Origin of the sequence: Erwinia sp. INIA01, from assembly GCF_025947915.1 — a bacterium.
Taxonomy (GTDB): Bacteria; Pseudomonadota; Gammaproteobacteria; order Enterobacterales; family Enterobacteriaceae; genus Erwinia; species Erwinia coffeiphila.
This window is the reverse complement of sequence record NZ_JAPDNC010000001.1, coordinates 427,298-438,452: the sequence shown is the minus strand read 5'-3', so window position 1 is coordinate 438,452 and position 11,155 is coordinate 427,298. Positions and strand designations below refer to the sequence as shown.

Genomic DNA, 11,155 nt, shown 5'->3' with positions numbered 1-11,155 from the left:
CCTCAAACCTCAAACCTCAAACCTCAAACCTCAAACCTCAAACCTCAAACCTCAAACCTCAAACCTCAAACCTCAAAGAACAAAGAACAAAGAACAAAGAACAAAGAACAAAGAAGATAGAGCTGAGTATCAGGTATCAGGTATCAGGTTTTTAATATTGAGGTACTAAGTATCGAAAACCAAGTATTGAGCATCGAGCGTAAGGATTCAGGCGCAGATTTGATTATAAGTTCTTGCATGTAAAAACATAAAAATTAACTGCCTGCCTGCCTGCCTGAGTAAGTGAGCGAGTGAGCGAGTGAGTGAGCGAGTGAGTGAGCGTACAGCTCCAGTAAACGAGTAAATCGCATTACGCCATGGCTTATCTTATGCAGCTCAGAACTCTTCCCGCATTGATAAATGTACACCCTTGCAAGCTCCGAAGGATGGAAATATTAACGTTAAAAAAGCACTAGCGTGCATAGTAAATTGAACGGGTTGGGCGAACATACTGAGGAGCTGAGGAGCTGAGGAGCTGAGGAGCTGAGGAGCTGAGGAGCTGGAGGGATAAGTTTGCGATTGCAGGAGGTATTATGCCGAAGAAAGAAGATAAAAAAGAGAACCGGAAGTAGGTTAAACCAACCGGAACTGCCTCCTGCCTGAGAGGTTGTCGTGGCTAAGCAGGGGGCAATATCCGGCTGGCTTTTAAGGGTTGAGAGCGCACAGTTCGTTCCAGTAGCTAAAGCGAATATGGCGCTTCAGTTCCCGGCTGAGGTTAAACAGATTCACGAATCCTCCTCTGTTGACTAGCGTTTAGCACTATCGCGACGCGGTCTGACAACCACGTCTGCAATCTGAGTATCTTCGGAAGCGTCAACCACCAGACGAACCGCCGCTGCAACGGATTCCGGCGTGCTGTAAGCCAGGGGGTCGATAGCGGCAAAATCACCGGCACGCTCGCGGCTTTTGCGGTTCATTGGGGTATCGGTCGGGCCCGGTGACACTGTCGCAACGCGCACGCCGTTTTCGCTTTCTTCGGTACGCAGGGCATGGGCCAGGGCATTCAATGCAAATTTACTGGCCGAATAGACCGCGTGCCCGGCGAGTGCCAGCGTGCCGGAACCTGAATTGATAAACACCACCTGGCCCTGCTCTTTTCGCAGCAAAGGCAATGCCAGTCGGGTCAGTTCTGCAGGGGCAAAAAGGTTGATAGAAAACTGTTTCTGCCACTGCTCGGGAGTGGCCTGCTCCACGCTCAGCCTTTCCGAAATCGCCGCTGAATGAACCAGTACGGCAACAGATGACAGGCGATCGGTAAAGTTTTTCAGAGCCTGATTATCGAGAAGGTCCAGCTCTACGGCTTCGATATGCTGGATTTGCTGTAGCTCAGCCAGCGCTTCAGCCGAGCGCCCGATGGCGTAAACCTGATGGTCGGTTGCCAGATCGCGCGCGATGGCCAGGCCGATACCACTGGTAGCTCCGGTGACAATCGCCACCGGACGGGAAGATGCAGTCGTCATATTCACTCCTTGTCATAAATGACAGTGACGCTACCATTCACACCGGCTCAGAGCGAGAGACTTATTCTGCTTTGGATACCCGCCAGGCGGGAATGATATTGCCCGCTCAGCACGGGCTAAAACCGGCGACCAGCGTATCGATCGCCAGCCGTAGACGCTGTGGCATTGCGGCGGTTTTTAACCATACCGCAGAGATGGGTAGCCCTTGAGCCTGGCTCTGCGGAAGCAGCTCAATCAGTTCACCATCACGGATATGTTCACCGACCAGCCACTGCGGCAGCTGCGCAATCCCGTATCCGTCCAGTACCGCACGGTAAACTGCGCTCAGCGTGCTAAACCGCAGGCCCTCTTCGGGCTGCCACCAGAACGGTTTTCCGTCGCTGTCTTTTAGGATCCACGACTGGGTACGTCCCTGCTCCGGCAGCGTAATATGCCGATGTTTTGCCAGTTCGCTGAGCGAGGCCGGTATGCCAGAGGCCTGAAGATAGTCCGGTGAGGCACACAGCTGCATCTGCTGTACCCCAAGCTGGCGGGAAGTGAGATCGCTGTGATGACCGGGGCTGCCGATGCGCACAGCCAGATCGATTCCCGATTCTGCAAGGTCCACTCGCCGGGTGGAAAAGTGCATATCAAGCGTGAGTCCGGGCCAGCGACGCGTCAGCGGCAGCAGCAGCGGCATCACCTGCTTCTCGCCAAACAGCGGCGGAGCGGCGACCCGCAGGCAGCCGGTGGGGACGGAGGCGTGCGCGGTGAGTCGGTTTTCTGCGGCATCAAGATCGGCAAGGATACGCAGACAGTCCTGATAAAATCGCTGACCCTCGCTGGTTAACGACAGCGTGCGCGTGGTGCGTAAAAAGAGCTTAACCTGCAATCGCGCTTCGAGCCGGGCTATTGCCTTGCCTACCGTGGACCGCGACTGACCAAGCTGCTCTGCCGCCAGGCTGAATCCGCCCGCCTGTGCCGCCTGTACAAACGCCCTGATACCACTGAGTCTGTCTCCGGGGATCATGGTCACCTCTGGGTTATGGACGACATCAATTCGCCAGTATGACGAATTATCAGCGCAGATGGCGAAAAAAATACACGTTAACCTTGTGCTGACCGATTTCGCTTCACAGGAACGCACAATGACCGATCGAATAAACCATACGCCCCGACAACAGATTGGATTAATCACCGGGATCTGCATCGCCAGCTTCGCCGGCTGTCTTGACTTCACTATTGTTAATACCGCTCTGCCCGCCATCCAGCAGCATTTCCCTGCCGGGCTTGACGGTGTGCAGTGGGTGATGACGCTGTTCGTGATTGCGCTCTGCTGCTGTATGGTACTGGCCACCAGACTGGCCGATCGCTATGGGAAACGCGAAGTGCTGTACGGCGGCATGCTGTTGTTCACCCTGGCTTCACTGAGTGCCGGGCTGGCAGTCAGTCTGCCGATGCTGGTCGTCAGCCGGTTGATTCAGGGAGCCGGTTGCGCGGTGCTGTATACCGCAACGGCGGCGATACTGGTTGAGTCGATAGCAGAATCACAGCGCGGGCGGGCGCTGGGTCTGCTGTTTGCCGCCAACGGATTGGGTCTGACGCTAGGGCCGGTTGCGGGCGGCGGGCTGGTTGAGCTGCTGGGCTGGCGGGCGGTGTTTCTGATCAATGTTCCACTGATGGCGTTCAGTTATTTTTGCTGTTTAGGAAAGATAGCCGTGAAGCCGGGTTCGAAAACCCAGTCTGTCGATTATCCGGGCTGGATAATGCTGATCGGCGTACTGCTCCCGCTCCTGTTGCTGACGGTCTATATCAGTCACTGGGGGCTGTTCAGCCCTGCTTCGTTGCTGCTGCTGGCGATCTCACTTATATCGCTGTTGCTGTTTAACCGCTATGAGCGCCGGGCTACCAGTCCTCTCATTCAGCTGGGTGTTCTCAGGAATCGACTGTTCCGCCGCGCCTGCGGGCTTTCCATTCTGCTGGCAGTGTTCTACTGCTCTGCCTTCCTGCTGATGCCGTTTAAGCTGCTGGAACTGTATTCACTGAGCGCGGCGCAGCTGGGCGTGATGCTGCTGCCGGTGACGCTGGTGATGGCACTGGTCTCACCGCTGACGGGAAAGTTAAGCGACCGCTTCGGCCCGTGGCCGGTGCTGGCGGCGGGATTTGTTATGCTGGCATTGTCGGGGATTTTGCAAAGTCGATTATCCGCACCGCCGTCGCTCTCGATGACCGTTGTGGCCTTTGTGCTGATGGGCGCGGGCTGGGGCGCAATCCTCGGGCCATCCGTTGCTGCCGCACTGGCTGCGCTGCCTGAGGCGTTGCACGGTCAGGGAATAGGGATTTCATGGACGCTGCACAATCTTGGCGGGGCGCTGGGTTTAACGATCGCCACGCAGATCTATCAACGACTGGGAACGGAAACCGGTTACAGCTGGGTCATGGTTATTTTGGCGCTGTTGTCACTACTGGGGGCGGGGCTGGCATTTGTTTCATGGCGCAGCACCCGCCGGAAACTGGCTGATGCTGCTACCGGTGCTGAGTAGGAACTCAACCGGAGATAGTTTTCGCCGCAAAGCGCTTACGTAATTTTTGCAGCTTAGGCGGGATCACGGCCAGGCAGTAGCGGTTTTCCTGGCCTTCACCGGCCCAGTAGTCCTGATGATAATCCTCTGCCGGATACCATGGCGCGTCATCTTCAATCGTGGTGACGATGGGATCGCTGTGATCGGCCTGCGCACGGACAATTGCGGCGCGGGCTTCTTCTTCCTGAGCCGGGTTCGTCGGGAAGATAGCAGAACGATACTGCGTGCCGATATCGTTACCCTGGCGGTTCAGCTGGGTTGGATCGTGTGTGGCAAAGCTGATATCCAGCAAATCGCCATAGCTGATCTGCTGCGGGTCAAAGCCAATACGGATGGCTTCGGCATGGCCGGTGTCGCCATTGCACACCTGGCGATAGGTCGGATCGACCGTATGGCCGCCAATATAGCCGCTCTCGATGGACTTTACGCCAGCGATCTGTTTAAACACGGCTTCGGTACACCAGAAACAGCCGCCTGCGATAGTTGCGTATTCAGTTGCCATTATTTTACTCCTTCAGGGAAATCCCCGTTTATCAGCCTTTCTATATAAGAGCAGCCAGCGTCATTTACAAGTCAGCGGCCACGCTTTTTTCACTCAGCCTGGCCGACTGGGGAAAAATCTCCAGCTGCAGATGTAATGCATTGCAGGCTCGCAGCAGGGTATCAATATGACACACCCCGGTTTTTTCCAGGCGGGAAATAGCCGACTGCGTGGTGCCACAGATCTCGGCCAGATGCTGCTGGTTGATGCCCTGTGCACTGCGAACACTGCGGATAACGATGCCAAAGTCGGCGGGCGTTCTGATTTTCATTCGCGCTCATCCTGCTGTGGGTGAGTACACATTATAGCAGTGATGCGATAAAGCGAATTTATAGCAGTACCGCTATATAGAGTGAATAATCGTAAAAAGATAGCCATTACGGGCTTTCTGCTTAGTTCATTTAGGAATGGGTTATAACGGTTGGTTATTGGCTGTGGTGCGGTGAAGCAAAGAAAATGGAGCTAATTTATAACATATTGATTTATGTCAATACAGTGTTAAAAAAGGTGTATTTTGAATAACTCACTGACCGCACTGCTGGCCGAAACGCTTCTCTCCCACCATCCCGGAGACGCGGAGCGGCAAAACGCCCGTGAAGGCGCGAAGGATTATTTTGCCTGCCTGTTCCCGGTCCTTTACGGCAGCGTGGTCGACAGCGGACTGGAGCCGGTTATCCGGGTTTTCCCCGCGCTGCATTCAAAGGAAAACCTGGCGCTGCAGCTGGGCTACATCAGCCACGCGCTGGATTTCGACGACTATCATCCTGCCTTTCGCGGCCATCCGACCACGGTCGTGCTGTCAACGCTGCTGGCGCTGAGCAAGGCCTCCCCGACGGTGAGCATTGATGCCTTCCTCGATGCCTATGTGGTGGGCGTCGAGCTGGCGGGCAGACTGGGTAAAGCCATCGGCACCCGGCACTACAGCGCCGGTTTCCACAGCACCGGTACCCTCGGCACCATTGCCGCCGCCGGTGCGGCCTGTCGCCTGCTGAACCTGAGCGTCCGCACCACGCAGATTGCCCTCGGCCTGGCGGTTACTCAGGCTTCCGGTTTACGCAGCCAGTTTGGCTCTGCGGCAAAGCCGCTGCACGCCGGACTGTCGGCGCGCAGCGCGGTGAACAGCGTGCAGCTGGCTCAGGCTGGTTTTGGCGGTCAGCCGGATGGCGTGCTGGAAAGCTTCCTGCAGATCCTGGGTTTCGATGCCGCACAGCCGGAACAGCTGCTGGCGGAGTGGGGCAATCCGTGGCGCATTATCGCGCCGGGCCTGGAATTTAAACGCTATCCCACCTGCGGCGGCACGCACAGTGCGGCTGAAGCGGCGTTCGTTTTGCGTCAGCAGCTGGAGGAAAGAGGGCAGGGCGCTGTCGCTCAGATCATTGACCACATTGAGGTCAGCTTCCCTCCGGGGGCCGATACCGCGCCGAATATCATCGTACCGAAAAACGGCGTGGAAGCGCGCTTCAGCCTGGAGTATGTCATTGCCGATGCACTGATCAACGGATCGGTGGCGCTGGAAAACTACACCGAAGCGCCGGTAAAGGCCGATATCGCCGAACTGGCGGCGCGCGTCAGTCGCCACCCGGACCCGACGGCACCTGCCGATGAGCTGGACCCCGATCGCCGTTTCCATCGTGTGACGCTGTTTCTTAACGATGGCAGCCAGCTCAGCCACTGCGTCACCCGGCAGGAAACCGCTGCCGCCTATACCGACGTGGAGGCAAAACTCCGCAACAGTCTCAGCGCGCTGCCTGCGCTTCTGGCGCAGGGCGTGTTTAACGATGCACAGCTTGGCAGCGACGCCGCACTGCATCGTCTCATTTCATTGCTCAGCAAATAACGAATAAGGGTTTCTCATGTCCGTAGAAAAAACCGCATCACGCCAGCTGCGCCTCGGCCTGTTTGTCCAGGCGCTGGGCCACCATGTAGGTGGCTGGCGCGCAGAAGGCGCTAAAGGCTCGCCGACCGACGTGGACTGGTTCACCTGGATCGCCAAAAAAGGCGAAGAGGGCCGTTTTGATATGTTCTTCGTCGGCGATGCGCTGGCCACCAGCGTTCACCGCCTGCCGTCGACTATGTCGCGCCTGGAGCCGCTGACGCTGCTCTCCGCGCTGGCGGTGCAGACGAAACACATCGGCCTGGCGGCGACCGCCTCCACCACCTTCGATGAGCCGTTCCACCTTGCGCGCGCGCTGTCCTCCGTCGACCATATCAGCCGTGGACGCGGTGCGTGGAACGTGGTGACCTCGTTCTCTACCGATGCGGCACGCAACTTCAGCCGCACCGATCTGCCTTCACACGCAGAGCGTTACGACATTGCCCGCGAATTCCTCGATGTCACCTTCAAGCTGTGGAACGGCTGGGAAGAGGGCGCTATCGTGCGCGAGAAGGATACAGGCCGTTACTCTGACGAAGCCAAAATTCATGCCGCGAACCACAAAGGCAGATACTTCCAGGTGCAGGGCCCGCTGAACATCGCCCGTTCACCGCAGGGACGCCCGGTGATCATCGAAGCCGGTTCATCCCCTGCCGGGCAGAAACTGGCGGCAGAAACCGCCGAAGTGGTGTTTACCGCCGCGGCATCGCTGGAAGAGGGCCAGGCCTTCTACCGTAGCCAGAAACAGTTCGTGCGTGAAGCCGGTCGTCACCCGGACCATCTGCTGATCCTGCCGGGCGTGATGCCGATCGTCGGCCGCACCCGCGAAGAAGCGCAGGAAACCTGGAACCAGCTGAACGAACTGGTGGATATCGATAATGGCATCGAACAGCTGTCGGCGCGTTTCGGCGTGGATATGACCGCTTATCCGCTGGATGGCCCGGTGCCGGAGATTGGCGGAACCGAAGGCGGCCAGAGCCGCGTTAAGCTGCTGACCGAACTCGCTGCGCGTGAAAATCTGACCCTGCGCCAGCTGGCCGCCGTAGCGGCCGGTTCGCGCGGTCACCGCGTGATTGTCGGCACCGCGTCTGATATCGCTGACGACTTCCAGCAGTGGCTGGAGCAGGAAGGGGCGGACGGCTTCAACATCATGCCTGCCGTGCTGCCAAACCAGCTGGAGCTGTTTGTGGAGCTGGTGGTGCCTGAACTTCAGCGCCGTGGCCTGTTCCGTACCGAATACCAGTTCACTACCCTGCGTGAAAACCTCGGCCTGCCGTCGCCGGAAGAAAATTTTGCTGCCGTGCCCGCACTGGCGACTGAGAAGGAATAAACCATGAAAAAAACATTACTGACCGCCGCCGTTCTGAGCCTGTTCCCGCTGACCTCTGCGCTGGCCGCCGACCAGGACGTGGCCTTTAGCAGCAGCGTCAAGCCAAAGGCGGATGCTGCCCTGCACGCCACGCTGCCCGCCGATATCCTGAAGAAAGGCTTTATCGTCGCGGGTACCAACCCGAACACGCCGCCGACCACCTTCTATCAGGCGGATAACAAAACCCTCGCCGGGCGCGAAATCGACATCGTCAGCGCGGTGGCCGATCGTCTGGGGATCGCGGTTCACTGGCGCGATACCGGCGGCTTTGACAACATTATTCCCGGCCTGAAGTCAGGGCGTTACGATCTGGCTGCGTCTAATATCGACGCCAATAAAAAGCGTTTGCAGCAGGTGGATTTCGTCGGCTATTACAACGCCTCCAAGCTGGCGCTGATCTCGCGTAAGGATGCTGAACTGGGGCCGTTTAACACCTTCCAGGAACTGTGCGGTAAAACCGTCGGTGCCGGTGCGGGCACCTCGCAGGTGACGCGCCTGCAGCAGGCGAGCGACGCCTGTAAAGCAGATGGTAAACCGGAAATCACCATCCCGATCTTCCCGGATCGCCCGGCGGGCGTGCAGGCGGTGATCAGCGGCCGCGTGCCGATGTTCTTCGGCCCGTATGAAGGCCTGCGCTATCAGGCCAGCCACGTGAAAGCACTGGCGCTGGCGGGCGAGATCACCATCGAAGACACCATCGTATCGATTGCCCTGCCGAAAGAATCGCCGCTGGAAAAACCGGTTCAGGCAGCACTGAACTCGCTGATCGCGGACGGTACTTATCAGCAGATCCTTGATAAGTGGGAAATCGGTTTTGGCGCGGTGAAAAGCGCCGGTCTGAATGAAGAGATCGCCAAATGAGTCTGCGGCCTGACGAAGACAGCGCAGGCCTGCGGATAGTCGGGCATCGTCACTACGGGCGCTGGTTCAGCGCCCTGATCGTACTGCTGCTGGTGGCGCTGATGGGATCGTCAGTGGTCAGCAATCCCCGTTTCGAATGGGACGTGGTGGCGGAAAATCTGACGGAAGCGTCGATTATCAGCGGCGTGCTGATGACCATCAAGCTGACGGTGATCTCGGTGCTGTTTGGTTTCGCGGGCGGAACGATTCTGGCGCTGATGCGCCTCTCTGCCAACCCGGTGCTGGCGTGGGTCAGCTGGGTCTATACCTGGTTTTTCCGCGCGGTGCCGATGCTGGTTCAGCTGTTCCTGTGGTACAACATCGCCGCGCTCTATCCGAAGCTGTCGCTCTCGCTGCCGTTTGTCGGCGAAGTGTGGACCGCCACCACTAATGAAATCATCAGCCCGTTCAGCGCGGCAGTGATTGCGCTGGTGATGCATCAGTCGGCCTATGCGGCGGAGATCATCCGCGCCGGTATCCAGAGCGTGAATCCGGGCCAGCTGGAAGCGGCGAAGGCACTGGGCTATCGTCCGGGGCAGATTTTCCGTCAGACGGTACTGCCGCAGGCGATGCGTACCATTCTGCCGCCTGCCGGTAATGAAGTGATCGGTCAGCTGAAAACCACCGCCGTGGTGTCGGTGATTGCCCTGCAGGACGTGCTCTACTCGGCGCAGATTATCTATCAGCGCACCTACGAGGTGATCCCGCTTCTGCTGGTGGCTACCGGCTGGTATTTACTGATGACTTCGGTGCTGTCCGTCGGCCAGTACTATGTTGAAGCCTGGTTCAGTCGCGGCAACGCGCCGGTGAAACGCAGCTGGTTCCGCCGCACGGCAAACGTAGAGGAGCACCAGTCATGAGTGAACCCATCCGACTGCGCGGCATCCGCAAACAGTTTTCCGGCAAAACGGTGCTGCACGATATCAATCTGGATATCGCCGCAGGATCGGTAACGGTGATCCTCGGGCCGTCCGGCTCGGGGAAATCGACGCTGCTGCGCTGCATTAACCATCTGGAAAAACTCGATGCCGGCACTATCCACGTCGGCGAAGCGCTGGTTGGCTATCGCCGCAAAGGCCAGCATCTGGTTGAGCTGGCGGAGCATCAGGTAGCCCTGCAACGGCAGAGCATCGGCATGGTGTTTCAGCAGTTCAACCTGTTCCCGCACCGTACCGTGCTGCAAAACGTGATGGACGCGCCGCTGCGTATCCGCAAGGAGAAACGCACGGTAGTGGAAGCGCGTGCGCTGAAGCTGCTCGATCAGGTCGGGCTGGCACATCGCGTCAGCGCCTGGCCGCGTGAGCTTTCCGGCGGTCAGCAGCAGCGTGTGGCGATTGCCCGTGCGCTGGCCATGGAACCGGGTGTGATGCTGTTTGATGAGCCGACCTCGGCGCTGGACCCGGAACTGGTGGGCGAAGTGCTACAGGTGATGAAACAGCTGGCGCACTCGGGCATCACCATGGTGGTGGTCACCCATGAGATCGGTTTTGCCCGCGAAGTGGCGGATAACATCGTGTTTATGGATAACGGTGCGATTGTCGAAAGCGGCGATGCGCGCACGCTGCTGGACAGTCCACAGCATCCGCGCCTGCGCGAGTTCCTCGCCAGCGTGCTGTAGTTTTTTTCCCGACAGGGCAGGGGAGGGGCGTAACCGTCGCAGCAAGCGTATGACGGTTACGCCGTTCGCAGATTTTACAGCAGTTCGTAATCGTTAAACTCCAGCGGCGTTTCACCGCCGTTGGTGAGTTCCACCTGGCCCGCCCCGGTGAGGAACGCATCACCACGATGAACCCAGATCTCCTTCACGCGATTCGGTTTACCCGGCTCCGCCAGCAGTAAACGCCCTTCGGTAAAGAACACTCTCACTCCCGGCCCGTGCTGCTCATACTGCGGTGCCACTTCACCCGGCTGTAGCCGAACCTTCCAGCCCTTCACCGTTTTTTCATCCAGCACCGGGTGGAACAGCGGGCTGTCCGGGCGCGTGGCGCCGCCAAAGTTCTGTGGGCCATTTTGTTTAATCTCAAACGACACCTGATGATTGAGGGTGTTGTCGGTATTGCTGACCTTGTCCTCATCCGATTTTCCCTGATGCTGGCCGAACTTCACGTCGCCGGTCTTCATCCAGTGATCTTTGGCCGGATGATCCGGGTACGAGATGTGCACCATGCTGCCGCTGACGTGGGTGTTCACGTAATCCAGGTGCTGCTCGTGAAACTCGGTGGATTGTCCCGGACGGATCATTACCCGCATCACGGTGACGTACTGGTTTTCCATAATCACGTGGTGCAGCGGTTCCAGATCGGTGGCGATGGCTTTTTCCGCCGCAGAGGCGGCCGGAATGGCACTCAGAACCAGCCCGCCAACAAACAGCGCCTCAATCAGCGTTTTCATTTTAAACGTCATCATAACTCC

General features: G+C 58.1%; 11 protein-coding genes. 6 read left to right on the top strand and 5 right to left on the bottom strand.

Annotated elements, in window-relative coordinates; translation table 11 throughout:
• Positions 1-785: 785 nt before the first annotated feature.
• Positions 786-1,499: an SDR family oxidoreductase gene (locus tag OMR58_RS01965; protein WP_264545018.1), complete on the bottom strand. Its 714-nt coding sequence runs from the start codon at positions 1,497-1,499 to the stop codon at positions 786-788.
• 106 nt (positions 1,500-1,605) lie between these two features.
• On the bottom strand, positions 1,606-2,508 hold the full coding sequence (locus OMR58_RS01960; RefSeq protein ID WP_200559258.1) for a LysR family transcriptional regulator: 903 nt from the start codon (positions 2,506-2,508) through the stop codon (positions 1,606-1,608).
• 118 nt (positions 2,509-2,626) lie between these two features.
• Here OMR58_RS01960 and OMR58_RS01955 point away from each other — a divergent pair, with 118 nt between their 5' ends.
• Positions 2,627-4,021 carry an MFS transporter gene (locus OMR58_RS01955; protein ID WP_264545017.1) on the top strand — a complete coding sequence of 465 codons (1,395 nt, stop codon included), beginning with the start codon at positions 2,627-2,629 and terminating at the stop codon, positions 4,019-4,021.
• Between the two features lie 4 nt (positions 4,022-4,025).
• On the opposite strand, the gene msrA is transcribed toward OMR58_RS01955, so the two are convergent.
• Positions 4,026-4,562 carry a peptide-methionine (S)-S-oxide reductase MsrA gene (gene msrA / locus OMR58_RS01950; protein WP_264545016.1) on the bottom strand — a complete coding sequence of 179 codons (537 nt, stop codon included), beginning with the start codon at positions 4,560-4,562 and terminating at the stop codon, positions 4,026-4,028.
• Positions 4,563-4,626: 64 nt separating this feature from the next.
• On the bottom strand, positions 4,627-4,872 hold the full coding sequence (locus OMR58_RS01945) for a helix-turn-helix domain-containing protein (protein ID WP_105591675.1): 246 nt from the start codon (positions 4,870-4,872) through the stop codon (positions 4,627-4,629).
• A 243-nt stretch (positions 4,873-5,115) separates the two neighbouring features.
• Here OMR58_RS01945 and OMR58_RS01940 point away from each other — a divergent pair, with 243 nt between their 5' ends.
• Genes OMR58_RS01940 through OMR58_RS01920 form a run of 5 tightly spaced genes read left to right on the top strand, consistent with a single transcriptional unit; the run spans position 5,116 to position 10,361 of the window.
• The gene (locus OMR58_RS01940; RefSeq protein WP_444861283.1) at positions 5,116-6,438 is read left to right on the top strand and encodes an MmgE/PrpD family protein; all 1,323 of its coding nucleotides are present in this window, start codon (positions 5,116-5,118) and stop codon (positions 6,436-6,438) included.
• A 16-nt stretch (positions 6,439-6,454) separates the two neighbouring features.
• Complete coding sequence (locus tag OMR58_RS01935) at positions 6,455-7,804, top strand: LLM class flavin-dependent oxidoreductase (protein WP_264545015.1); 1,350 nt, start codon at positions 6,455-6,457, stop codon at positions 7,802-7,804.
• 3 nt (positions 7,805-7,807) lie between these two features.
• Entirely contained in the window at positions 7,808-8,704 is an 897-nt protein-coding gene (locus OMR58_RS01930) for an ABC transporter substrate-binding protein (RefSeq protein WP_105591672.1), read from the top strand.
• On the top strand, positions 8,701-9,603 hold the full coding sequence (locus tag OMR58_RS01925; protein ID WP_200559254.1) for an amino acid ABC transporter permease: 903 nt from the start codon (positions 8,701-8,703) through the stop codon (positions 9,601-9,603). Before OMR58_RS01930 ends, OMR58_RS01925 begins: the two co-directional genes overlap by 4 nt.
• On the top strand, positions 9,600-10,361 hold the full coding sequence (locus OMR58_RS01920) for an amino acid ABC transporter ATP-binding protein (protein ID WP_200559253.1): 762 nt from the start codon (positions 9,600-9,602) through the stop codon (positions 10,359-10,361). Before OMR58_RS01925 ends, OMR58_RS01920 begins: the two co-directional genes overlap by 4 nt.
• Positions 10,362-10,435: 74 nt before the next feature.
• On the opposite strand, the gene OMR58_RS01915 is transcribed toward OMR58_RS01920, so the two are convergent.
• Positions 10,436-11,149, bottom strand: coding sequence for a hypothetical protein (locus OMR58_RS01915; RefSeq protein WP_234471685.1), 714 nt, complete (start codon positions 11,147-11,149; stop codon positions 10,436-10,438).
• Positions 11,150-11,155: the final 6 nt, after the last annotated feature.

What these genes read in the sequence shown, in the direction of transcription:
- OMR58_RS01965 (WP_264545018.1), bottom strand. Translation starts at nt 1,499, where the DNA reads ATGACGACTGCATCTTCCCGTCCGGTGGCGATTGTCACCGGAGCTACC.
- OMR58_RS01960 (WP_200559258.1), bottom strand. Translation starts at nt 2,508, where the DNA reads ATGATCCCCGGAGACAGACTCAGTGGTATCAGGGCGTTTGTACAGGCG.
- OMR58_RS01955 (WP_264545017.1), top strand. Translation starts at nt 2,627, where the DNA reads ATGACCGATCGAATAAACCATACGCCCCGACAACAGATTGGATTAATC.
- msrA (WP_264545016.1), bottom strand. Translation starts at nt 4,562, where the DNA reads ATGGCAACTGAATACGCAACTATCGCAGGCGGCTGTTTCTGGTGTACC.
- OMR58_RS01945 (WP_105591675.1), bottom strand. Translation starts at nt 4,872, where the DNA reads ATGAAAATCAGAACGCCCGCCGACTTTGGCATCGTTATCCGCAGTGTT.
- OMR58_RS01935 (WP_264545015.1), top strand. Translation starts at nt 6,455, where the DNA reads ATGTCCGTAGAAAAAACCGCATCACGCCAGCTGCGCCTCGGCCTGTTT.
- OMR58_RS01930 (WP_105591672.1), top strand. Translation starts at nt 7,808, where the DNA reads ATGAAAAAAACATTACTGACCGCCGCCGTTCTGAGCCTGTTCCCGCTG.
- OMR58_RS01925 (WP_200559254.1), top strand. Translation starts at nt 8,701, where the DNA reads ATGAGTCTGCGGCCTGACGAAGACAGCGCAGGCCTGCGGATAGTCGGG.
- OMR58_RS01920 (WP_200559253.1), top strand. Translation starts at nt 9,600, where the DNA reads ATGAGTGAACCCATCCGACTGCGCGGCATCCGCAAACAGTTTTCCGGC.
- OMR58_RS01915 (WP_234471685.1), bottom strand. Translation starts at nt 11,149, where the DNA reads ATGATGACGTTTAAAATGAAAACGCTGATTGAGGCGCTGTTTGTTGGC.